At 64.0% G+C, this 22,285-nt stretch carries 19 protein-coding genes and 4 pseudogenes; 10 read left to right on the top strand and 13 right to left on the bottom strand.

Annotation, left to right across the window (positions count from 1 at the left end; translation table 11 throughout):
* Positions 1 to 793, bottom strand: a pseudogene (locus tag AC0L18_RS30270) (DEAD/DEAH box helicase); the annotation flags it as partial.
* 35 nt (positions 794 to 828) lie between these two features.
* On the opposite strand from AC0L18_RS30270, the gene AC0L18_RS30265 reads away from it, so the two are divergent.
* From AC0L18_RS30265 to AC0L18_RS30235, 7 genes and pseudogenes are all read left to right on the top strand, one after another.
* Positions 829 to 1,260: a cold-shock protein gene (locus AC0L18_RS30265; protein ID WP_473495430.1), complete on the top strand. Its 432-nt coding sequence runs from the start codon at positions 829 to 831 to the stop codon at positions 1,258 to 1,260.
* A 569-nt stretch (positions 1,261 to 1,829) separates the two neighbouring features.
* Complete coding sequence (gene ligD / locus AC0L18_RS30260; protein ID WP_473495429.1) at positions 1,830 to 2,822, top strand: non-homologous end-joining DNA ligase; 993 nt, start codon at positions 1,830 to 1,832, stop codon at positions 2,820 to 2,822.
* A 488-nt stretch (positions 2,823 to 3,310) separates the two neighbouring features.
* Positions 3,311 to 4,063, top strand: a complete 753-nt coding sequence (locus AC0L18_RS30255; protein WP_473495428.1) for an acetoacetate decarboxylase — start codon at positions 3,311 to 3,313, stop codon at positions 4,061 to 4,063.
* Between the two features lie 187 nt (positions 4,064 to 4,250).
* The gene (locus AC0L18_RS30250; protein ID WP_473495427.1) at positions 4,251 to 4,949 is read left to right on the top strand and encodes a CoA transferase subunit A; all 699 of its coding nucleotides are present in this window, start codon (positions 4,251 to 4,253) and stop codon (positions 4,947 to 4,949) included.
* Between the two features lie 13 nt (positions 4,950 to 4,962).
* A complete protein-coding gene (locus AC0L18_RS30245) occupies positions 4,963 to 5,592 on the top strand; it encodes a 3-oxoacid CoA-transferase subunit B (protein ID WP_473495426.1) in 630 nt (209 codons plus the stop codon).
* A 67-nt stretch (positions 5,593 to 5,659) separates the two neighbouring features.
* Positions 5,660 to 5,758, top strand: a pseudogene (locus AC0L18_RS30240) (DNA-binding response regulator); the annotation flags it as partial.
* 21 nt (positions 5,759 to 5,779) lie between these two features.
* Positions 5,780 to 6,328, top strand: coding sequence for an NAD(P)H-dependent oxidoreductase (locus AC0L18_RS30235; RefSeq protein ID WP_473495425.1), 549 nt, complete (start codon positions 5,780 to 5,782; stop codon positions 6,326 to 6,328).
* Here the strand turns inward: AC0L18_RS30235 and AC0L18_RS30230 are convergent.
* The 11 genes and pseudogenes from AC0L18_RS30230 to AC0L18_RS30180 all read right to left on the bottom strand — a co-directional run.
* Positions 6,323 to 6,448 (bottom strand): annotated as a pseudogene (locus tag AC0L18_RS30230) (IS5/IS1182 family transposase); the annotation flags it as partial. The gene AC0L18_RS30235 and the pseudogene AC0L18_RS30230 overlap by 6 nt on opposite strands.
* A gap of 96 nt (positions 6,449 to 6,544) precedes the next feature.
* On the bottom strand, positions 6,545 to 7,594 hold the full coding sequence (fni, locus tag AC0L18_RS30225) for a type 2 isopentenyl-diphosphate Delta-isomerase (protein ID WP_473495424.1): 1,050 nt from the start codon (positions 7,592 to 7,594) through the stop codon (positions 6,545 to 6,547).
* 85 nt (positions 7,595 to 7,679) lie between these two features.
* Positions 7,680 to 8,582 (bottom strand): terpene synthase family protein, encoded by a 903-nt coding sequence (locus tag AC0L18_RS30220; protein WP_473495423.1) that lies wholly within the window; start codon positions 8,580 to 8,582, stop codon positions 7,680 to 7,682.
* Positions 8,579 to 10,129 carry a hypothetical protein gene (locus AC0L18_RS30215; RefSeq protein ID WP_473495422.1) on the bottom strand — a complete coding sequence of 517 codons (1,551 nt, stop codon included), beginning with the start codon at positions 10,127 to 10,129 and terminating at the stop codon, positions 8,579 to 8,581. Before AC0L18_RS30215 ends, AC0L18_RS30220 begins: the two co-directional genes overlap by 4 nt.
* Complete coding sequence (locus AC0L18_RS30210) at positions 10,126 to 10,425, bottom strand: hypothetical protein (RefSeq protein WP_473495421.1); 300 nt, start codon at positions 10,423 to 10,425, stop codon at positions 10,126 to 10,128. The genes AC0L18_RS30215 and AC0L18_RS30210 overlap by 4 nt, the downstream gene beginning before the upstream one ends.
* A 14-nt stretch (positions 10,426 to 10,439) precedes the next feature.
* Entirely contained in the window at positions 10,440 to 11,438 is a 999-nt protein-coding gene (locus AC0L18_RS30205; RefSeq protein WP_473495432.1) for a polyprenyl synthetase family protein, read from the bottom strand.
* Between the two features lie 153 nt (positions 11,439 to 11,591).
* Positions 11,592 to 12,935, bottom strand: a complete 1,344-nt coding sequence (locus AC0L18_RS30200) for a cytochrome P450 (RefSeq protein WP_473495420.1) — start codon at positions 12,933 to 12,935, stop codon at positions 11,592 to 11,594.
* Positions 12,935 to 13,780, bottom strand: coding sequence for an SDR family oxidoreductase (locus AC0L18_RS30195; RefSeq protein WP_473495419.1), 846 nt, complete (start codon positions 13,778 to 13,780; stop codon positions 12,935 to 12,937). Before AC0L18_RS30195 ends, AC0L18_RS30200 begins: the two co-directional genes overlap by 1 nt.
* A gap of 39 nt (positions 13,781 to 13,819) precedes the next feature.
* A complete protein-coding gene (locus tag AC0L18_RS30190; protein WP_473495418.1) occupies positions 13,820 to 15,367 on the bottom strand; it encodes a cytochrome P450 in 1,548 nt (515 codons plus the stop codon).
* 93 nt (positions 15,368 to 15,460) lie between these two features.
* Entirely contained in the window at positions 15,461 to 16,663 is a 1,203-nt protein-coding gene (locus AC0L18_RS30185) for a cytochrome P450 (protein ID WP_473495417.1), read from the bottom strand.
* A gap of 16 nt (positions 16,664 to 16,679) precedes the next feature.
* Positions 16,680 to 17,816 (bottom strand): cytochrome P450 family protein, encoded by a 1,137-nt coding sequence (locus AC0L18_RS30180; RefSeq protein ID WP_473495416.1) that lies wholly within the window; start codon positions 17,814 to 17,816, stop codon positions 16,680 to 16,682.
* Positions 17,817 to 18,703: 887 nt separating this feature from the next.
* On the opposite strand from AC0L18_RS30180, the gene AC0L18_RS30175 reads away from it, so the two are divergent.
* On the top strand, positions 18,704 to 18,961 hold the full coding sequence (locus AC0L18_RS30175) for a hypothetical protein (protein WP_473495415.1): 258 nt from the start codon (positions 18,704 to 18,706) through the stop codon (positions 18,959 to 18,961).
* Positions 18,962 to 19,020: 59 nt separating this feature from the next.
* On the opposite strand, the gene AC0L18_RS30170 is transcribed toward AC0L18_RS30175, so the two are convergent.
* Positions 19,021 to 19,857: a transposase gene (locus tag AC0L18_RS30170; protein ID WP_473495414.1), complete on the bottom strand. Its 837-nt coding sequence runs from the start codon at positions 19,855 to 19,857 to the stop codon at positions 19,021 to 19,023.
* Positions 19,858 to 20,181: 324 nt separating this feature from the next.
* Here AC0L18_RS30170 and AC0L18_RS30165 point away from each other — a divergent pair.
* Positions 20,182 to 20,699 (top strand): annotated as a pseudogene (locus AC0L18_RS30165) (Tn3 family transposase); the annotation flags it as partial.
* 142 nt (positions 20,700 to 20,841) lie between these two features.
* A complete protein-coding gene (glmM, locus tag AC0L18_RS30160; protein ID WP_473495413.1) occupies positions 20,842 to 22,194 on the top strand; it encodes a phosphoglucosamine mutase in 1,353 nt (450 codons plus the stop codon).
* Positions 22,195 to 22,285: the final 91 nt, after the last annotated feature.

Genomic DNA, 22,285 nt, shown 5'->3' with positions numbered 1-22,285 from the left:
CACGCGACAAATAAAATTGTTTCGCCGCGGGCCGCGCCACCGTGGATACTTGCCGCCTGCCGCGCCACGCCTCCTCTATGAGGTCCAAGACGCGAGTGAGCGAGATTTCTTCCAATCCTTCCAGGAAGCAGATGTTAGCTGTTGATGCGACGTCGAAGAGCGCCGGCAAGTCGGAGTAGTGCGAGACCAGGCGTTCCTCCATCGGGATGGTGCGCATCGCTGCAGGGTCGAACTCGTTGCCGGGTTCCAACATAAGCTCAGACGCCGGGCCAACTACGACTCTGTGCAGCGATCGCTCGCTTCGTTGAGTGATTTGGTCGTATGCCTTAAGTTCGGAGATGGCGCCGCCAGGACCCAGTACAACACGGATAGGGCGATCACGGTCAGCAGGAAAAATGTCGATAAGATCGCCGCGGACAGCCATCTCGCCCGGTTCGTCGACCCGATCGTCGACAACATAGCCAGTTCTCTCAGCCAATACACGAAGTGCGCTCGGGTCCACCTCCTGTCCGATCTGCAGGGTCGCGAAACCTTGTCCGATTGCCGAGGGAGGCGGTACCCGCTGCAGGGCAGATTCGACCGAAGTAACCGTGATGCGGGGTGCTTTCGTAGCGGCCGCAACAGCATGAACAACGCTGACCCGCCGCCCCATAGTGGCGCGAGTGGGCCACACCCTGTCGTATGGCAGGCAATCCCACGGCGGCAAATACAGGATGTCAGCTGCTGGGAGGAAGTGGCGCAATGCCTGGGTGATGTCAGCGGCACTGCTTTCGGAACTCGCTATATGGAGCATGTCCCTATTTCGAGTGGTTTCCAAAGCGCTGATCAATGCCGCAGCTACTGCGGCAGCTGGCGGTGTGTCGCCTTCTCCTCCTGATGCAAGTTCGCATTGTTTCGCAGACGCGCGATCAAATTGCTCGAGTTGTTCAGCCTCACCGGCATTGCAGGTCTCTCTATCCACGTCTCACCTTCCGAACCTGGGACAAAACGGCCGCGACGCGCCCGGCGTTCCGACTTGCCGAGGGGTCCATCGCCGGGAAGGGTGGTGCGCAGCTGAAGAGCCAGGGCACGGTCAAATGGTACAATCCCGAAAAAGGCTTCGGCTTCATTGCACCCGATAACGGTGAGAAGGATGTCTTCGTTCATGCCACCGCGCTGACCCGCTCAGGGCTCAGCGTGCTGGTGGAGGGACAGAAGGTTTTTGTCGAATGCGGGCAGGGCAAGAAAGGCCTGGAAGTCCGGAGCATTCGCCTCGCCTAGAAGCCAATACGTTGGCCAAGGGCCAAATTGCCGCTCATACAAAGAAAAAGCCCACTGCCGGGAGGAGGTGGCAGTGGGCTCGATTTGAAATGCAGCGCGGGAGGAGGTGCACCGCATTCAGCGACGGCATCGCATCTGGGAGGAGTAGATGGCCGACAACATGATCATATCGATCGCCGCAGATATTGCAATGCACAAATTTCATATCGCACGTGCGAAGGCGTTTCCTGGGTATAAGCATCGACATTGTCTCGAAAGATCCACCCACCAAATCGTTGCAAGAGCTGGCGGCTTTAGAGATTAATGGTATTGGTCATTTTGCTCTCCTTTGCCTTGTTGCAAGGAGGGCAGAATACTATGCCGAGCGAGCGCGGCCGTTCTTATCAAAAGTCCCGTGGTTCAGGCAGCTTAATCTGCATAGTTGCCGGCTCGGGATAAGATCCCTACGAGCATATCGACAGCATCAATGTGAAGACCCGCGATCCGATAGAAGCTGCAGCTGATATACCGTCATCATGTGGTAGTCTGGCCCGCATGACGACGCTTCATCTGAATTGGCGCGGAAGACGATGAATCCCACAAAGCCGAATAGAACGCATCCGCCGAAATGGATCGAGCCTCAGCTGACGCGCCTGGTCGACGAAGCGCCCGACGGCCCCGGTTGGCTTCATGAGATCAAGTACGACGGATACCGCATGCACGCGCGGATCGACGGCAGCGACATCCGCTTGCTCACCCGCACCGGCCTTGATTGGTCGCATCGCTATCAAGCGACGATAGCAGCCCTCCGCGCGCTGCCGGTGAAAGAGGGATATGTCGACGGGGAGCTGTGCGCCGTTCGGGCAGACGGCGTCACCTCCTTCAGCCGCCTGCAGGCAGCTATGGACGAGGGCCGCACGGGCGATCTTGCCTTCTTTGCTTTCGATCTTCTGTTCCTGAACGGAGAAAGCATTGCGAAGCTGCCGCTCATCGACCGCAAAGCGCGACTGGAAGGCCTGTTTTCGACCGACATCGCCGGCCTGCGCTTCAGCGATCACGTGATGGGCGACGGGCCTGTGTTCCGCAAGCACGCCTGCAGGCTTGCACTCGAGGGCGCCATCTCAAAGCGCATCGACAGCGCCTATGCATCCGGCAATCGCGGCCTATGGGTCAAGTCAAAGTGTCTCAACAGAGAGGAATTCATCGTCGTCGGCTGGACCGATCCGACTGGAAGCCGGCCGCATATCGGCTCGCTGCTTCTCGGCTACTACACCGATGATGGTCGTCTGCTGTACGCGGGCCGCGCCGGCACGGGCATCACGGTTGCAGAGCTCAAGCGATTGGCTCGCCGGCTTGGGCCACTTCAGACAGCTCGAATGCCCCTCGACGTTCCGCCGCCGCGCGAGAGCCGGTTCGGCTCGCCGCTTGAGCTGTCGCGCGTACATTGGGTCAGGCCTGAAATGGTGGTCGAGGTTGCCTATCTCACCTGGACGGAAGACAATCTCCTGCGTCAGGTCTCGTATCAGGGTGAGCGGCAGGACAAGCCGGCCCGGCAGGTGGTGCGTTCCGTCCCCCATCCCTGATCGACATCGGGCGCCGTTTCGTTTCATCTCACCCGACTTGCTCTACCTGCAGCGGGCTGGGGGTGATCAGCGACTCCCTAGCTGGTGAATCCGCACCACCGGTGAATGCTTGTTTGCGTCGAACCGTTGTAATTCGCTCAACTGGCATTGATGCGCCCCCGTGGAACGGGATAAATCTGCAGGGGGACAGGAATGGTGCCCAGAGGTGCCCGAGCCGGTCGGTGCTTATTTCGAAGCCTCGGTACGGTAAACTCGCGCATTTACACAAGCCCTAGGCGATGCCTGTGTCGCCGATGGCGCAATGGCAGGATGCTTACAAAAAAGGGTATATCAAGACCTAATAGCTGAGCGGCCGTTGTAGCAAACCTGAAAAGATATCAATCAATCAAGGTATTACCGGCTTGGCATTCTCCTTGCGAGGTTCATCCAGATCTTAGCAGTGAAGCGTCCTTATCCGGGATGCAGCGCTCACCGGGGAGGTAGAAGCCTTGAAATCCAAAGATGTGCGTGCCCAAGCCTATTCGATGCCGCTGACAAGCCCCGCCTACCCGACGGGGCCATATCGCTTCGTGGATCGCGAGTACCTTATCATCACCTACCGGACGGACCCCGACCGGCTACGCGCCCGAGTCCCTCAGCCACTCGAATTCGATGATCCCTTGGTAAAGTTTGAGTTCATTCGAATGCCCGACTCTGCGGGTTTCGGGAGCTATATTGAGTCCGGCCAGGTCATTCCCGTTAGGTTTAACGACGTGATCGGCGGCTATTCGCATGCCATGTATTTGGACGACGGACCGGCAATTTTGGGTGGCCGTGAGTTGTGGGGATTCCCGAAGAAATATGCACATCCTGCGTTAGAGGTCTATGGAGACACACTGGTCGGCACCCTCGACTACGGCCCGGTCCGGATCGCAACAGGCACCATGGGCTTTAAACATTGGGCGCTCGACCACAGCGAGGTGCTGGCCTCGCTGTGTCAGCCGACATTCCTCCTGAAGATTATTCCGCATGTCGATGGCAGCCTGCGCGTCTGCGAGTTGGTACGCCTTAAGATGGAGGACGTGACATTGAAGGGCGCATGGGGTGCTCCCGCAGGCTTGGACTTACGGTCGCATGCACTCGCGCCGATTGCAGAACTGCCGGTTCTGGAGGTTGTTTCAGCCGCCCATTTCATCGCGGATCTGACACTCGGCCTCGGGACAGTTGTTCACGACTATCTGGCGGAGCCGCAGGCGGCGTGAAACCCGAAGTCAAGGTGATCAGAAAACGACCAGCATGTAGGTCGGGCAACAAAGAAAGTGGCTCTCACGAAGCAGCATCAAGCCGTTGCGGAAAGTTTTCCATGTGCCGTTCGCGGACGGGTTGGCCGTGCGACGACTGTTGCGATGACGATGAGCCCACCTGGTAAAGCTGGATCGGAGTGATGACGTGCAAAAAGTATTTAGCAGCCCTGCTTCGGCACTTGAAGGGCTTTTGTTCGATGGAATGTGCATAGCGGCTGGCGGCTTTGGCCTCTGTGGTATTCCCGAGCTTTTGATCAGCGCTGTTATGCAAGCTGGTACCAAGGACCTTACGATAGCCTCGAACAACTGCGGCGTCGACGACTTCGGGCTTGGTGTCCTGTTGAGGAGGAGGCAAGTCAAGAAGATGATCTCGTCTTATGTAGGCGAGAACGCCGAGCTTATGCGCCAGTATCTGAGCGAAGAGCTGGAGCTTGAGTTCAACCCGCAGGGAACGCTCGCCGAACGAATGCGTGCCGGTGGTGCCGGTATCGCAGGGTTCTACACGAAGACAGGTGTCGGCACGCTTGTAGCCGACGGCAAGGAGCATAAGACCTTCAAAGGCGAAACGTATGTGCTCGAGACCGGCATCGTCGCGGATCTCTCGATAGTCAAGGCCTGGAAGGCTGACACGTCCGGCAATCTCGTATTCCGCAAGACAACTCGCAACTTCAATCCTCCGGCGGCGACCTGCGGCAACATCTGCGTCGCGGAGGTCGAGGAGATCGTTCCTGTTGGCGGCCTCGATCCCGATCAGATCCACCTGCCGGGGATCTACGTGCATCGCCTGGTTCAGGGCGAGCATGAGAAACGGATCGAACAACGCACGACGCGTGCGGCGGCTTGAGGGGAGAGAAAAAATGGCCTGGGACAGAAACCAAATGGCGGCGCGGGCTGCACGAGAACTTGAAGACGGCACTTACGTCAATCTCGGCATCGGCATTCCCACGTTGGTCGCCAATTACATTCCGGACGGCATCCATGTAACGCTGCAGTCGGAGAACGGCCTGCTTGGTATTGGTCCATTCCCGACCGAGGAGGAGATCGACGCCGATCTTATCAATGCCGGCAAACAAACGGTGACCGCACTGCCAGATTCCGCCTTCTTCGACTCGGCGCAGAGCTTTGCAATGATCCGCGGCGGCAAGATCGCCATGGCTATCCTCGGCGCCATGGAAGTAGCCGAAAACGGTGACTTAGCGAATTGGATGATCCCCGGAAAGCTGGTGAAGGGCATGGGTGGAGCAATGGATCTGGTCGCCGGCGTCAAGCGCGTCGTCGTGGTCATGGACCACACCAACAAGCCGGGGAAGTCCAAAGTGTTGAAGGCGTGCACTCTGCCGCTGACCGGCAAATCGGTTGTCAACAGAATCATCACGAACCTTGGCGTTTTAGATGTCGTTGAAGGAGGCCTGAGGCTGGTGGAGGTCGCCAATGGCGTAACCGAAAGCGAACTGCGCAACGCAACGGAGGCGGCGATCGTCAACTGATCGGCGGTCCCAGAACGCACGTTCAAGCCCACAAACCGAAAATGGCGCCACAGAGGGCTTCGATATTCCGATGTTCATCCTCTCCTGCCGCACCGACGAGGCTGGTATCGTCTCGGGCCTCGAACTCGGCGCCGACGATTATGTCACCGAGCCAGTCGGTACGAACTAGCTCGTCGCGCGAATCTGCGTGGCGCTTCGAAGCTTGCCCCTTTGCCACGCGGCTAACAGCCCGTCTTTCCCAGGGACGTTGGTTCTCGGAATATCGGGCGGCGTAAACACGCCAACCTGCACCACCGCGGTGGTGAACGCGCTTGTCAAGGCGGTCGCGTTGCGCGTGCCGGCGGACACCGGTCTGATCGAGATTACCGAGGCGACACCCTCGCTTTTCGCCGGGCTATCCCGCGACGCACTCGGTGCATCCGGAGAAGGGATCATCCAGCGCGTCGAGAAGGCCGATCTGCTCGTGGTCGGAACGCCTGTCTATCGAGCATCCTACACCGGTGCCCTCAAACACCTGTTCGATCTCGTCGACTATCGTGCGCTGACGGGCAAGACCGTGCTGCTCGCGGCGACCGGTGGCACCCCATACCATGGCCTGGTGCTCGAACATCAACTCCGGCCACCATTTCTGCAACCAATTCTGGCACCGCCTGGTTGGTACTCAACAACGAGCTTCAATGGCTTGAACCTGTCGAAGTCCTACGGAGAGTTTCTGTCATTCCTCGCGTCTGTCTAGCCGCACCAGCGCTTCATTGACCATCAGCCGGATCGGGCGCAGTGGATGATCGGCTGGAACGAAATCCTCCAACCGCTTCATCGTGAACAGCTGCTCCATGAACGCATCGCTCCCGCGCATCGAACCGCTTCGCCAAGGTGGATCAGTAGTCTATGTTTGGCGTAGGCATTTCAGCAGCCGGCTAGGCGCCCGCCGCCACGTGCGGCCACGCCGGCATCAACCGGCGGGCAGATGCGCCGAGGGCAACAAGCGCGCCTGACGCAACGCCGCCAGATCAGCCGAGCCGGTGCAGAAGCAGGCGACGGCCAACTGGCGGATGACGATCTCGAAATGCGCGACAACCGCCTCGGTGGACACCGTCGCCGCGCGCAGCACGCCGGCCGCCTGCCCGGCGATGTCCGCGCCCAGGTGGATGGCCTTGGCCACGTCGACGCCGTCGCGGATCCCGCCCGACGCTATCAGCTTCACCGTTGGCAGCGCCCGACGTACCGCCTGCACGCTGGCCGGGGTCGGAATCCCCCAATCGGCGAACGCCATTGCCACTGCACGGTCGGCGGCATCGCGGGCGCGCTCGCCCTCCACCGCGGCCCAACTGGTGCCGCCGGCGCCGGCGACATCGATCACCGCCACGCCCGCCTCGACGAGCGCACAGGCCACCGAGGCGGACAGGCCCGACCCCACTTCCTTGGCCACGATCGGCACGCCCACGCTGCGCGCGGCGCGAGCGATCTGCGCCAGGACGCCGCCCCAGTCGCGGTCGCCCTCCGGCTGTACCGCTTCCTGCAGCGGATTGAGATGGACGATGAGTCCATCGGCCTCCAGCGCATCTACCGCCCGGCGCGCCAGGTCCAGGCCGTCGGCCTCGCGCAGTTGCGCGGCGCCGATATTGGCCAGCAAGGGAATGTCTGGCGCCAGGCGGCGCAGCGCGCGCGTCAGCCCCTGTGAGTTGCGGGATTGCAGGCTCACGCGCTGCGAACCGACGCACATGGCGATCCCCAAGGCTTGCGCTGCCTCGCTCAGATGCCGGTTGATGGCCTCGGCGCGTGGCATGCCGCCGGTCATGGAGCTGATCAGCAGCGGCGCGGGCATAGTCTTGCCCAGCAGCGAGGCGCGCAGGTCGATCTGCGTCCAGTCCAACTCGGGCAATGCGCAGTGTTCGAAACGGATGTACTCCCAGCCGGCGGCGACCGTGGCCGGCGCCGTTCGCCGATCTAGCACGATGTCCAGATGGTCGTCCTTGCGCCGGCTCAGGGCGGTGTCGCTCATGCTCGCTCCATCCGTCGCATCGGGCGACGGCGTTGCTTCGGATCGGACCGACGGCAGCGCGCGCACGCCGCCGTCTCCCGCGCGTTCAGGCCGGCGCACGCTGGCCTCCCCCCGCAGCGTCGCTGTGGTAACGTCTGGTCGAGGTCTGGTAGTACTGCGCGCGGATGGCCGCCATGGCCTCGATCAACCGTCCCCACGGCGCGGGAAGGCGTTCTTGCGCCATCACCCGGTGCAGCATGCGCGTATGGCCGGCCAGCTCGTCGTTGAGGAACTCCACCACAGGTATAGCCGGATAGCGCTGCAGCAGCAGGATCGCCGCATTGTCGGCCTCGCCGGCCGACCTGTCCTTGTCGCGTCCATGCAGATCGTTCTGCAAGCGCCCTATCGCGGAGATGAGCCGCAGGACCTGGCGAAACGCCGGACGCACGCGCAAGGTCGCCATGTCCAGCCCCCACAGCAACGACAGGCAACAGAACACGTTAGCGTAGGCGATCGAATCGATGCCGTTGTGCAGGTACTCGGCGTAGGACCAGCGTTCCGCCCCTGCCGCCTGCGCGTGTCCGGCGTGCAGCGCCGCGCAGTAGCACTGTGTATCGTCGAGAAGCTGAGCATAGTCGCGACGATCGTAGGCGAGCGCGGCCAGCGAAGCGCGCAGCACAGCGCAGCCCTCGAATCCGGGGAGCGCGCACGGTACGCCCTGCCCCAGCGCCTGCTCCACCGCGGCGAGCTGCTCCGGCGCGATCAGGCCAAGGTCGTTGCAATCGTCGAGCCAGAACAGCAGCGCCAGTTCGCGATAGAACGCCACGATCAGCGTTTCGTCCTGCGGATCGCGGCCGGTGCGGGCGCTGGTGTCGCGCAGGCTCGGTTCGATACGCTGCAGGATGTACTGGCCGCCCCTGACCGCTTCCACGGCATGCTCGTCGGCGAACCCGGTCAGGGAACGCCCCCACTCCAGCACCTGCTGCAGCGCGCGTTCGGTCTGGATCATGGCGCCGCTCCTGGTCCCTCGGCCAGGACGCGCCGCCCCCAACGAAGCGCCAGCAACAACCCGGCAAGTTCGGCCACGCGCACGACCCGGGTGGGGCAATACAGTTCCTTGCCGATCCACAGCGGCGTCTGCGGCAGTGCGTGCGCCGCATGGCGGGCGAGCATCCACTCCAGCGCACGCGCCACCGCCTGCGCGATGCGCCGGCGCCCTGTCGGCTCTTCGCTCCCGTCCATCACGTGCAACGCGAACAGCGCATAGGCCGTTTCCTCGAATGTGGACACGCGACCGGCGCCCCAGCCGCCGTCGTCGCGCTGCGCCTGCAGCAGCGCCGCCAGCGCGCGCTCGTCGCGCCACTGGGGGTTGCCTTGCGCCAGCGCAGCGACCGCATGCGCGGTGGGATACAGCCACGAAACGTGCCATTTTTCGTTGTCCCATAGACCGTGCGGGTTGCGATTGGCCTCGACGTAGGCGCTGGTGCCGGCGGCGGGCTTTCCCAACAGTCGCAACGCATGCAGGGCATGGATGTTGGTCGACACCGAGGCATTGCGTTCGCCGGGGAAGGTGACGAACAGCTCGCCGATTTCGAAATGGCGCAACGCATCGACCGCCGGGTCGCGGCCCGCAAGGCGCAGGACGCACAACGCAACGGCGGTGTCGTCCGCATCGGCCGCGAAGTGCAAGGCCGGGCCCAGACCGCGCACGCCCAGGCGGGCGTCGAGCTGCGCGACGATCACGCGCACCGCCTCGGCGAGCGCGGGATGCGCGAACAGCCCGGCCAGATGCAGGGTGTACAGCGACCAGCATGGCTCGAACACATTGATCGGCCAGACGTTGGGCACGACACCTTCGATGCCGCTACGCGTCGCCCGCGATGCCGCCTGCAGATACGCGTCGGCGCGCCCGACCTGAGGCGTGCTCCCCTGTGTCACGGCGTGCGCACGCCACGCGGCGGTGGCCGCCGGACTGATGCCGATGCTGCCGTCGTCATCGGGGCATGCGGTGGTCGGCGACGTCCCCCAGGCTTCCCAGGAGTGCAGCAACGGATGGCCGCTCGGCAACGTCGCCACCGCCCCCAGCCTGACTAGGCACGCTTGCCGCAACGGCAACAGCGCCGGGTGGCGCGGAAACGCCACGCCGCCCAGCAAGGATGCGGCCTCGCCGCACAACTGCGGCAGGATCAGCTCCGCGCCGATCGGCGCGTCTTCCGGCACCGCATGCGCGTAGGGATCGGGCTGGCGCTCGAGGAACCGGGTTGCAGCCTGGACTGCATCGGCAGCGCCGGGAAAAGGATCGGCACGCTGCAATGCCAGCAACGCCGCCCACGTGGGCGCATAGCGGAACAGCGGGAAGTCCGCGCTTCCCCATCCGCCATCGGCCTGTTGCTGCGCGAGGAGCCACGAGTATGCGTCCTGCCGACCGGTGACGTTGCCGTGGAACTGCAGAGCTCGCGCCGTGTCGTAGACGGACGGACCGACGCTGCCGCCGTCGCTCATCTCGCTCAGCAGGTGGCGCAATTCGGAAAGGATCTGTTCGGACAGCGCGTTCACGCGGGATATTCCTTCTGCACACGGTTGACGAGAACCAGGATAGGGCAGACGCCGCGCACGTCGCCGCAGGCCCGTCGCGGCCCGGCACACGGGCAGCGCCGGACGGCCGCCCTGCTCCGGCGCGGCGATGCGCCCCGAAGCCGGCGCCGGTCCGCCGCATAGGCTTGCTCGCGCAGCGCGCCGCGTGCGCCGCGGCCGTGCTGGGCAACCGCTGCGATCGGCGCCGCCGACTTGGAACACAGTGCAGCATGCACCGCTGCCGCCAGCCGATCGCAGCGGCACAGGGGCGGCTCCATGCGGACGCGCGCGCTCATGCGCAGGGCGCGTGCTTGAACAGATACGCATTGGCCCGCTGCAGCATCTGCGCCAATCGTTCCGCACGCGGACCCAGCGGGGCGATGGCCTCCCCGGCGTCGCGCAACAGATCCAGCGCGAACTGGCGCGCTGCCTGCAGCCCCATGATCGACGCGCAGGTCGGCTTCTGCGCCGCCGCGTCCTTGCCGGGCGTCTTGCCCAGCGTCGCGGTATCCGCTGTCGCGTCGAGAATGTCGTCGACTACCTGCAACGCCAAGCCGAAACAGGCGCTGTAGCGATCGAGCGCACAGTACAGCGCAGCGTGCGCGGCATCCTCCGAGATGGCGCCTAGCGCACCCATGCGAACGGACGCGCGCACTAGCGCTCCGCTCTTCATCCGGTGCATCGCCACGATCCTGTCCAGCTCGACGTGCTTTCCGACCAGCGATAGATCCATGGCCTGTCCGCCTGCGGCACCCTCGGCGGACACCGCCTGCGCCAGTTCGCGCACGAGCGCGATACGGTTGTGGCCCGGTGCATCCAGGCTCGCCAGGGTCAGGAAGGCGTGCGCCTGCAGCGCATCGCCGACCAGGATCGCAGTGGCTTCGCCGAACTTGACGTGCACGGTCGGAAAGCCGCGGCGAAGCACGTCGTCGTCCATCGCGGGCAGGTCGTCGTGGACCAGGGTACAGGCGTGCATCATCTCGATGGCGGCGCCGACGTCGTCGAGCATGTGCGCCGGCGTGTCGGCCAGTGCGCCGGCAGCCAGACAGAGCAAGGCGCGGGTGCGCTTTCCGCCATGCAAGGTGGCGTAGCGCATCGCCGCCATCAGCTCGGTCTCACCGTCGTCTTCGGCGCAGAGGAGACGCGCCAGCGCCTGTTCGACCCGCTTTACGCCGTCCTGCATCCAGATCTCCGGCAGTTGCCCGCCGGATGCGCCGCGCGCCTGCGCGCCCAATCCGCCGAACGCGGAAACGCCAGTTCGGTCGTCGTGTAGCGTGGAACCGGTCTGCATGTTGTTCATGTCCTTGTACCTGCCAGGAGACCGCAACGGCGAGCGGCGAGCCGCCGCGGTGTTGACGGCGTCGCACCGAGCGAGCGCGCCGAGTGCAGCAATGCCGCGCGTCGCCGGCGCCGCTTCCTCGCACACGGGGCGTGCGATGCCAGCTCATGAGAATCCGATGCGGATTGTCATGGACGGATGTGCGGTCGGGTAATAGCGCCGGCCTTTTTCGACGCCGCTCAGCAACCGCGGCCGCACCCCGGCCTTGTGCATGGTCAGCGCCAAGGCGATGGAGAACTGCACCAGTTCCAGCCATACCAGGTGGTAGCCGATGCAGACGTGTGGCCCGGTACCGAACTGCAGCATGTCCACCGGCCGGATCGGCTCCGTGCGTTGCAGCCACCGCGTCAGGCGGAACTGATCAGGCGCCTCGTGGAGCAGCGCCGAGGTCGAGAAATGCAGCAGCGGGATGCACAGATGGGTGCCCGCGGGAATGCGCCGTTGGCCGAGTTGCAATTCCTGCAGCGCGCGACGCGGCAGGAGCGTAGTCGCCGGATGCACGCGCAGCGTCTCGCGGAACAGCGCCTCGGCGACCGGACACTGCGCCAGGTCCGCGTGTCGGGTCGGCACCGCGCCCACGCGTTGCGCCTCCTCGACCAGGGCGTCCCACAGCACAGGCTGCCGCGCCAGCTCGATCACCATCCAGGCCATCGTCGAGGCGGTGGTGTCGTGACCGCCAAGCAGCAGCAAGCGGATATTGGCGACCAGGACGTCATCGGAGAGCGCATCATCGCTGCGATCGAAGGCGCTTACCATGTCGTTGATCAACCCGGTTCGCGCGGCATGCGCGCGCGCGTCGCGGACGAACTGGCGCAACTGCGCGTCGATCCAGTCGCGGGCGGCGCGGCCGCGCCGCAAGGGCAGTCCGGGCAGGTCGATCGGAGGCGCGACGATCAACTGCAGCAGTTGCCGGTACTTGCGATGCCAACCCGGTAGGTCGTTCGCGGGGATTCCCATGAGGCTGAAGATGAGCTTGAGCGTCAGATCGCCGGTTTCGCGCAGGATGGTTGCGTCGCCGCGGTCGCGCCACGCCTGCACCCGCGCCAGGATGATGGGCGCGAACAGGTCGCCGATGCCGGCCTGGGTCAGCCCCTTGGGCAGGAACGCCGCCTTGATCGCATCGCGCGCCTGCCGGTGCGCGCCGCCGTCCTGGGCGACCAACGTTCCGCGAAGCAATTCGGGTGCGATCTCTTCCATCAGCGCCGAGGACACGTCCTTGTGCCGGAGCAGTGCGAACGCATCCGGATCCACGCAGGTCATCAGGTGGCCGGCAGGGCCGAAATCCAGCCAGAAGTGGCTGCCCAGCGTCCGTTCCGCGCGCCGCAGCAGGCGCGGCAGGTCGCAGACGATGGCGGGAAGATGCCCGACGAGGGGGAAAGCGCCGGGCACGACCGGGATGTCGTACCGCAGCCGGTGCCGACGGTCCAGCGGGTTGAGCAGCATGTTCATCAGCAGCGCGGCGCCGCGGCCGCTTCGGCGATGTCGCCGGCAGGCCGCGCGGCGCGGCTGTTGCCACCGTCGGCGTATGTCGGCACATGCGCCAGCATGCCGCCGTCGATGCACACGACCTGGCCGGTGATGAATGCAGCATCGGCGGAGAGCAGGAACGCCACCAGCGCGGCCACGTCCTCCGGGCGGCCGACGCGCGGCAGGAGCTGGTGCCGGCGCAGATGCTGTTGCATGCACTCGTCCAGCTTGGCGAGGAGACGCTCGGTCATGATGAGACCCGGCGCAACCGCGTTGCAGCGGATCTGCGCATGACCGTACTGGGTCGCGAGCGAGGCCGACAGCATGTTCATCGCCGCCTTCGACGCGGCGTAGGACGTCTGCGCGGTGTCACCGCTGAGCCCCTGGCACGACGACATGTTGACGATCGCGCCACCGCCGCGGGCGATCATCCGTGGGATCGCCTGCCGGCAGCAGAGCAGCGTGCCGCGCAAATTGGTCGCCATGGTCTGATCCCAGACCGCCAGGTCCAGGTCGAGGATCGCGTGGTCGCGCGGGGTCAGATGCATGGCGCTCGCGTTGTTCACCAGCAGGTCGACCCCACCGAAGTGCCGCTCCGCCGTCTCGAACAGCGCTGCTACCGCCTGCGCATCGGCAATGTCCATGGCCAGGGCCAGCGCGTGGCCCGCTTCGGCCGCGATCTGCGCGGTGCAGGCGATGGCCGCCGAGCCATCAATGTCGGCCACCACCACTCTGCCGCCCTCGCGCGCGATGGCGAGGGCGCATGCCTTGCCGATGCCGGCGCCGGCGCCGGTCACCACGGCCACCTTGCCTTCAAACCGTCCCATCGTGTCCTCCTGATTGCGTTGGTCTTTCGCGGCATGCCGCTAGGCCTCCGCCGGAGAAGGCGCAGGGTCGGCGCTGGCGCGCTCGTCATCGCCAGAGTTGCTTTCGATGACCCGAATGGCGGCGACCGGGCACTGGCTCGCCGCGAGCCGCGCGGCGGCGTGCAGCGCCTGCGGGACCGTCGCCACGCACACTTCAGCCACGCCGTCCGGTTCGCGCTGGCGAAAGGTGCCCGGCAGCGTCAGCACGCACTGCCCGGTGGTTCCGCACAGATCCTGGTCGACCACGACGCGCATCTCAGCCCCGCCCTGCGCATGCAGCCGCACCGGTAGCGCGCGGAATGTCCTAAGGAACGCGGAGGGCTCCCGGGTCGGCTGCTCGGCCAATGCCAGCGTGGGGAAGCGCGCCTGGATCCGCGGCAGGCTCTCGGCCAACTGCACCCGGGCCAGTTGCGCACCGAGGCAGAAGTGGATGCCGTGGCCGAAGCTCAGCATGATCTTCCCGTCGGTCGACATGCCAGGACTGGTGCCGTAGAACCGCGCGGGATCGAAGCGGTCGGGATCGGCGAAGGCGTCCGGGTCGCGATTGCCGGCCGCGATCAGCACGCGCACATCCGCGTCCTTCGGGATCACCACGCCGCCCAGTTCGATGTCGCGCACGGCGATACGCGGAATGGAACTGAACATGGCGGGCGCCTCGCAGCGCAGGACTTCTTCGACGAATGCCTTCACCCCCACGGCGTCTCCCTCCAGCCAGTGCCGCTGTTCGGGATGCGCCAGCATCGCCAGGACCGCATGGTCGATGGTCGCAGCAGTGGTGGCGAAGCCGCCCAGCAGCATGCCCCACAGCATGCTGATCAACTCCGCATCCGACAGCGTGTCGGTATCGTCGTCGTGTGCGCCGACCAGCATCGACACGATGTCGTGGCGGGGATCGGTGCGCCTGCGCTGTATGAGGTCGCCGAAATAGGCCTGCACCTTGGCGCTGGCCTCGTCCGAGGCGGCGAGCTGGGGATCGCTGGCGTGCGGACTCAGGCCTTCCAGAATGGTGCCGATGCCGGCGGCGAGCCCGAACACGTCGTCCTGGGGCATGCCGAACAGTTCGGCGAAGACCAGCATGGGCAAGGCCAGCGCGAATTCCCGATGCAGGTCCACCGCCTCCCCGCGCTCCAGCGCGGGCGCCATGCCGTCCAGGCGCGCTGCGACGATGCGCGCGATACTCGGCCGCAGGTTGTCGATCTGGCGCATGGTGAAATCGCGCGAGATCAGCCGGCGCAGACGCGTATGCGTCGGGGGGTCCTTCATCGCTAGCGTGGACGCCAGCAGGTTGAGCGACAGGCTGGTCGCCGCACGCGGGAAATAGCGCGCCAGTTCGCCCGGCGCCGGTCCCCGAAACGCATCGCCCGTGGCCTTGAGCGCCCAGTAAATGTCGACGTGGCGGCTCAACAGAAAGAGGCCCGACGCCGCGCGATGCACCGGATCGTGCTCGCGCAACCACCGCATGAACGGATACGGGTCGTGGATGCACGCTGGCGACGCCAGTTCGGCGAAGGCGTCCCGGCATGCTGCTGTGGTTTCTGGCACGTCCATCCTGGTTACCTGTTGGCTGGCTGATCTGACCGGTGCGCGCCAGGCGCGCCGGCAAATTGCGGAGAAGATCCCGATCCCGGCGGCGTCCGCGCGTCACCAGAGCACCGGCAACTCCTCGAACCCGCCAGTGATGATCTCCTTGCGCAACTTCAGTTCTTCGGGCGACACGGCTAGGCGTAGCGCGGGAAAGCGCTGGAAGATCGAACCGAACACCACCTTGAGTTCCAGCCTGGCCAGCGCCGCTCCGGTACAGTTGTGCGGCCCGTAGGAGAACGCCAGGTGCGGGTTTTCGTCGCGTCCGACGTCGAAGATTTCCGGGTCGTCGAAATGGCGCGGATCGAACGACGTCGCCGGCAGGCCGACCAGCACCTTGCTCTCCGCGGGAATATGCACGCCCGCGATGGTCACGTCGGTCCTCGGATAGCGCATGATGCCGTCCCAGCCCGCGCCCGGCGGGTACATGCGCAGGATTTCCTCCACCGCCTTGTCCACCAGGGACGGTTCGCCGACCAGGCGTTCGCGCTGTTGCGGATGGCGGAACATAGCCAGCAGGCCGAATTCGATCTGCGCGACAGTGCTCTCGTGCCCCGCCACCAGTATGCCCGCCGCCAGGCCGATCGCCTCTTCCTCGGTTGCCTTGCCTTGGTCGACCGCTGCGAGCAGATCCGTCAGCAGGTTGTCGCCCGGATCCTGGCGCTTGTCCCGCATCTTGCCGCGAATGTAGGCGCGCAGTTCTTCCCAGGCCAGGCGCGACGCGGTGCGCGGGCCGCTTTCATGCTGGTGCGTCATCACCTCGTCGGACAGCCCGGCGAAAAAGGCGTGATCCTCGTAGTGCACGCCCATCAGCGCGCTGATGACCATGGCTGGAAGCGGAAAGGAGAGGTGGCGCCGCAGGTCGGCGGGCTGGGGCTGGGCCGCCAGCGTCTCGAACAACTGCGCGGCGATCGCCTCGACCTGCTGCGCGAGCAGCTTCACCCTGCGGTTGCTGAAGGCCGGCGCCACGATCGTGCGTAACCGGGCATGCTCGCCTCCCTCGTGCGAGACCAGCCACCCCGGCGAACCGAGAATCACCGAATCCGGGGTGAATGCCGCCGGCGGCATTCCCGCGGGCCGGAATGCCGCGTCGGACAGCACCGCCTTGGCCTCGTCGTAGCCTGTCACCCACCAGCCTTCGTGCCCGGACGGGAACCGCACGCGGTGGATCGGACCATTGGCGCATAGCGCCAACATCTCGGGCGAGGGCTCGATGTGATCGACGCGCCACATCGGCAGCGTCGGCAAGGGCTGTTCGGACATGGTGGCACCTCACTCTTTAAGCGATGGACGGGCGGAAGGTGACCGGCAGGCGCTGCGGGCAGCGAATGACGTAAGACGGCATGTAGACGACGTCCTCCGCGCCGATGCTCAACGCCAGATCCTCCAGCCGCCCGAACAGCGCGGGGAAGGCGCAGCGCAATTCCAGGCGCGCCAGCTCAGCGCCCAGGCAGGAATGCGGCCCCTCGCCGAACGACAGGTGCGGGTTGTGCCGCCGGGTGACATCGAACCTGTCGGCGCCGGGACCGAAGGCCTTTTCGTCCCGGTTCGCCGCATGGAACGCCATCAGGACGGCGTCGCCGCGGCGGACCATGCATCCGTCGATCTCCACGTCCTGGGTGGCATAGCGGAACGGCAGATTGGCCACTGCGCTGCCCCAGCGCAGGATCTCCTCGATCGCCTGTGACCACGGAACTTGGCCGCTGCGCACCAGGTGCAGTTGCTGCGGATGCGTCAGCAATGCCAGCACGCCATTGCCGATGACGCCGGTGGTGGTCACGAAGCCTGCGGAGAGCACCATAAACAGCATGTCGATGAGCTCGGTGTCGGAAACGAGCTCGCCGTTGTCGCGCGCGACGATCAGGGCCGAAGCCAGATCGTCGCCGAGCTGGCCCCGCTTGAGCGCGATCAGGCGACGGAAGAACTCCGGGATGCGCTGCCGCGTCTGTCGCACCTCTGCGGCTGTGGCGGAGGTGTTGGCCAGGCTGTAGGTGAGCGCGACAATCTCCTCGCGCTGTTCGTCCGGCAAACCGAACAGTTCGGCGATCACGTTGGTGGGCAGCGGAACGGCGAACTCGCACATCAGATCGGCACTGCCACCGCGCTGCGCCATCTCGGCCAGGAGTCGATCGACGCATTGTTCGATCCGTGGCGCCAGCAAGGCGATACGACTGGGGGCGAAGCTGCTGGACAGCAGGCCGCGCAAGCGCCGGTGATCGGCGCCATGCGCCGTGACCATGTTGTCCACTTTGCACATCCCGATCAGCGGATGATCCTCGGGAATCTCGCCGTCCTGCAGCGCCCGCCACTGTCGCCAGTCCCTGTTGAAACGCTGGTCGGAAAACATCCGCCTGAGCGTCTGGTGACGGCCTGCCGCCCAGGTCACCACATTGCCTGGCAGCGACACTCGCGCCATCCCCCCCCTGCTGCAGAATCGCAGCAGACAGACTATTAAGTTGCGTGGGAGCGACCGACACACCGATCACATCGCAATGACCGTTTTCTACGCGCATGCAGACAACTCCATAAAGAACCATTATGTAGTAAAGCTACAAAATCATTTGCAGCTTCGCGCAAAATTCGTAGGGTCTAATCTCTCAAAAAGCACCAGTAAAATTGGATTTCGACTAACAAGATTGAGCTGACGGGTTCGGTCGCCCTAATTAATTTAACAATAAGGCCGAAAATTCAAGTGAAAAGAATGTTAACTTTATTTGTTACTGGGATTTCTAAAATTACATAATGCCGCAATATATTTCACAATTCTGGCCCGTGATCCAATTCCTCTCACGGCGTATCAGAACCGCGCTCGGCAGGGCTTCGGGGCCCGAGAGCCGCAATACCGCGAGGGCCGCGTCTTGTCGCAACAGCCCTTGAAGCCTTCGGCGGCGAAGCGCTCTGCCAACGCCATATGCAGCTCTTGGACTTGCCGGTCTGCCGGATCGTGTCGAGGGTGCCGACGTCATCGTCGGTCCAGCCGGTTCGGAGCCGGCCGTACATTGGCGCTTGAGGGTCTTGAGGCGGTTGATCTGACCTTCGGCCTGTCCGTTGCTCCAGGGCAGCTCGATGGCGTTATTGACGGCATCGAGTCTCTGCGCAAAACACGGGCGAATCGCATGATCGGAATGATGTCGGAGTCGATTGCATCGTTGATCCAGGGGTCCAGTGTTTCCGACCTCTTGCTCCGAAGGATACCGTTGAAGCGCATTGCCAGGCGTCGCATCTCGGCGAATGCGTCAGATCCCTGCTTCAGGGCGTCGACTTTTCCTTGCTTGTCGAGGCGTCAGCAGGCCTCTTGGCTTTATGCACAGCGCCGCGGCAACAACTGGCGAAATCGCGTGGCCGGTATCCGGATCTCGAACGGGTCCCAAGCTGATCGCCACCGAAGGAACATCATCGGCGCGCACTCTTTTCGGCCCGCCGCCAAGCTTCCAGCAGTCGCTCCAGATTGGAGAAGCTGCCGGTGTAGCCGCGCTGCTTGACATCATGAAAAAGATGCCGTCCGCAGCGGTTCCCTTCCTTCCAGCATTGGGCAATGAACGTTTCAAAGCACCATGGTGATGTGGGGTTCAATGCTGCTCGCCGCCTATCTGGCGGAGCCTTGAACTTGAGCCACTTCGCTACGCTGCGACGCTCATCGCCGGTCCGTCGGGCGATCGCGCTGTAGGATAGACCCTCCTGGCGTAAGGACTATGCGCGAGACGGGCACGCCGGCGATGTGTCGCAGCGTCGACAATAGCGTCCTCGGACAGGATGGATCTTCCTGAAGCACGTCCACTAAGGCCCATCTGTTCCTCAATTGCCGTACGAAGATTCTGGACCAGATGAAACCGGTCGACCACCTGAGCCTGCGGTGCGCCTTCACGGACGGCCTGCGCATAAGGCCGCAGCGGTCTCGGCTGACGATACCTCGACGGAGGGATGATCCGCAGCCACCTGGCTGCGCTATCGACACTCCGATCATCGAGAATGTCGACGACCGAGTGGCGCTCGAGATCAACCATGATAGTGCCGTATCGCGTCGCTCGCCGCCAGCTCCAGTCATCGATGCCAACCACCCGAATCTCGGAGGCGCGGTGAGTAACCGCGGCATCCCGCTTCAGTTGCCGCAGGATGGTGTCGTCACTGACCGGCATGCCGAGCCGTTGCATGAGGCGTTCGCCAGGACGTCCACCCGTGCTATGGCCGAGCAAGCCGACAATCTCCACGACCCTCGTCGTCCTGCGCGCATAAGGGGAAGCAACCGTCGGGAGTCGATCAGTGAACGTTTGTCGCTCACATTTCTGATGTGCACATCGCCAGCGGCTCAGCAGGAGCTTCACCGTCACGGGCTTGCCCTGGACCGGCAGATCCTGAAGGTGCGGTTGGACCAGCCATGCCGACTTCGGCTTCGCCGGCCGCAATCGGGCAAATGCCGATCGCTGGTCCGGCAGCGGAAACAACCCAACTGTGATCATCAGTGAGCGCGACACCCAGAATTCTGACCCCTGGGCCGGGCGACCATTTCGTTCGCATGCCCGCCCATAGCGATAGCGTCGCTAACCGCGGATGAACCACACAAATTGAGGAAGACCCTGGGAATGGACACAGATGCGCTGGCGACGGTTCGCAGGCGCTTCAAGAGGCAGATGCTACAGCTCGGTAAGAGGCTGTCGGGGGTAGCGCGCTAGCGCTAAGCAGGTTGGAAGGTCCGCATGTCAGGGAAAGATAGAGAGTGGCGTCGCTAACAGCGGATGAACCACACAAATTGAGGAAGACCCTCATTAACTGCAAAGCGACAGAAGGAAAGCCAACTCGCAAGGGCGCTGCGGGAATTGGGCAGGATCGAGCGATCCATATTCATGATTGAATGGTACTCAAGCCCGGCACGCTGCCAAGCCGGCCTCAACAAGGGCGAAGCAGCACACAAGCTCAAGCGCGCCGTGTTCTTCCATGAGCGAGGCGAAATTCGCGATCGTTCGTTCGAGAGCCAGGCCTTCCGCGCATCCGGGCTCAACCTCGTCGTCAGCGCGATCGTACACTGGAACACGGTCTATCTCGACCGCGCGGGCCACACAGTTGAAACGAGGAGGGCGAAACATTCCAGATACGCTGTTGAAGCATATCTCGCCGCTGAGTTGGGAACATGTCAACCCTGACAGGCATCTACACCTGGGACACCGAGCATCAGATGCCCAAAGGCTTTCGAATCCTTAGGCTACCGACCCCAACCACGGCGAGCCGCATGAGTTTCACGATCCGTTCGGGCTTAGCGCAAGATTTTGTACAGCTCTTGTCCTCACCCCAGATTGTGAGCTAAGGACACCTTTCGTCCTGACAATCATGGTATTCTGCAAAGAAGATGCGGAGTGGCAAGCGGCCAGTCACTCGGACACTGGCTGCCTGTGGGAATGTCCACGAGGCGACACTTGGGTGAATCATATATGGGCACGTCGAGTAAGATGACGAGACGATATTTCGGAACGGACGGGATCCGGGGAGGGGCCAACAAATTTCCGATGACCGCCGAGGTTGCGATGAAGGTCGGCATGGCTGCCGGCCTGTCGTTCCAGCGCGGCCACCATCGCCATCGCGTCGTGCTCGGCAAGGATACGCGGCTGTCGGGCTATATGATCGAGAACGCGCTGGTCGCGGGCTTCTGTGCCGCCGGCATGGATGTGTTCCTGCTGGGGCCGATTCCGACGCCGGCGGTCGCCATGCTGGCGCGGTCGCTGCGCGCCGATATCGGCGTGATGATCTCGGCCTCGCACAACCCCTATTACGATAACGGCATCAAGCTGTTCGGCCCCGACGGCTACAAGCTGTCGGACGAGATCGAGATGCGCATCGAGGCGCTGCTCGACCAGGATGTCGACATTTCGCTGGCCGACGCGGATGGGCTCGGGCGCGCCAAGCGCGTGGACGGCGTGCACGACCGCTATATCGAATTCGCCAAGCGCACTCTGCCGCGGTCCATGTCGCTGGCGGGCCTGCGCATCGTGGTCGATTGCGCTAACGGCGCCGCCTACAAGGTGGCGCCGGCAGCGCTTTGGGAACTCGGCGCCGAGGTCATCACCATCAACAACGAGCCGAACGGCTTCAACATCAACGAGGAATGCGGTTCGACGCACCCGGTGGGCCTCTCCAAGAAGGTTCATGAAGTGCGCGCCGACGTCGGCATAGCGCTCGATGGCGACGCCGACCGCATGGTCATCGTCGACGAGAACGGCGCTGTCGTCGACGGCGACCAGATCATGGCGCTGATCGCCGAATCCTGGCATCAGAGCGGCCGCCTGGCAGGCGGCGGCGTCGTCGCCACCGTCATGTCCAATCTTGGCCTCGAACGCTTCCTCGGTGAAGCCGGCCTGCAATTTCACCGAACCCAGGTCGGCGACCGTTACGTGGTCGAGCACATGCGCGCGCATGGGCTGAATGTCGGCGGCGAGCAGTCCGGCCATATCGTGCTGTCTGATTTCTCCACCACCGGCGACGGGCTGGTCTCGGCGCTGCAGGTGCTGGCCTGCATCAAGCGCCAGAACAAGCCGGTCAGCGAGATCTGCAAAAGGTTCGAGCCGGTGCCGCAGTTCCTGAAGAATGTGCGCTTTTCCAGCGGCGAGCCCCTCGAGACGGCACCCGTCAAGGCCGCGATCAAGGATGCCCGCAACCGGCTCGGCAAGTCCGGCCGCCTGGTGATCCGGCCTTCCGGCACCGAGCCCCTGATTCGGGTTATGGCCGAGGGCGACGACCAGAAGCTGGTCGAGACGGTGGTGAACGACATCGTCGGCGTCATGGCCGAGATCAAGACCGCTGCCTAGACGCTATGACCGTGGTGTGATTGGCGGCCCGCCCTTAGTCTTTGCGGCTGTATAGCAAGTGGGGGTTACTCGGGAGGGTTCTGTCGCAAAT

Source organism: Mesorhizobium sp. WSM4819, from assembly GCF_055811215.1.
Note: the sequence above shows the minus strand (reverse complement) of the source record. Positions and strands in the feature narration are given on the sequence as shown.

Bases quoted from the DNA above. Each gene is read 5' to 3' on its own strand.
- AC0L18_RS30265 (WP_473495430.1), top strand. From the start codon at position 829: ATGCCGCAGCTACTGCGGCAGCTGGCGGTGTGTCGCCTTCTCCTCCTG.
- ligD (WP_473495429.1), top strand. From the start codon at position 1,830: ATGAATCCCACAAAGCCGAATAGAACGCATCCGCCGAAATGGATCGAG.
- AC0L18_RS30245 (WP_473495426.1), top strand. From the start codon at position 4,963: ATGGCCTGGGACAGAAACCAAATGGCGGCGCGGGCTGCACGAGAACTT.
- fni (WP_473495424.1), bottom strand. From the start codon at position 7,594: ATGAGCGACACCGCCCTGAGCCGGCGCAAGGACGACCATCTGGACATC.
- AC0L18_RS30220 (WP_473495423.1), bottom strand. From the start codon at position 8,582: ATGATCCAGACCGAACGCGCGCTGCAGCAGGTGCTGGAGTGGGGGCGT.
- AC0L18_RS30210 (WP_473495421.1), bottom strand. From the start codon at position 10,425: ATGGAGCCGCCCCTGTGCCGCTGCGATCGGCTGGCGGCAGCGGTGCAT.
- AC0L18_RS30205 (WP_473495432.1), bottom strand. From the start codon at position 11,438: ATGCAGACCGGTTCCACGCTACACGACGACCGAACTGGCGTTTCCGCG.
- AC0L18_RS30200 (WP_473495420.1), bottom strand. From the start codon at position 12,935: ATGAACATGCTGCTCAACCCGCTGGACCGTCGGCACCGGCTGCGGTAC.
- AC0L18_RS30195 (WP_473495419.1), bottom strand. From the start codon at position 13,780: ATGGGACGGTTTGAAGGCAAGGTGGCCGTGGTGACCGGCGCCGGCGCC.
- AC0L18_RS30190 (WP_473495418.1), bottom strand. From the start codon at position 15,367: ATGGACGTGCCAGAAACCACAGCAGCATGCCGGGACGCCTTCGCCGAA.
- AC0L18_RS30185 (WP_473495417.1), bottom strand. From the start codon at position 16,663: ATGTCCGAACAGCCCTTGCCGACGCTGCCGATGTGGCGCGTCGATCAC.
- AC0L18_RS30180 (WP_473495416.1), bottom strand. From the start codon at position 17,816: ATGGCGCGAGTGTCGCTGCCAGGCAATGTGGTGACCTGGGCGGCAGGC.
- AC0L18_RS30175 (WP_473495415.1), top strand. From the start codon at position 18,704: ATGCACAGCGCCGCGGCAACAACTGGCGAAATCGCGTGGCCGGTATCC.
- AC0L18_RS30170 (WP_473495414.1), bottom strand. From the start codon at position 19,857: ATGATCACAGTTGGGTTGTTTCCGCTGCCGGACCAGCGATCGGCATTT.
- glmM (WP_473495413.1), top strand. From the start codon at position 20,842: ATGACGAGACGATATTTCGGAACGGACGGGATCCGGGGAGGGGCCAAC.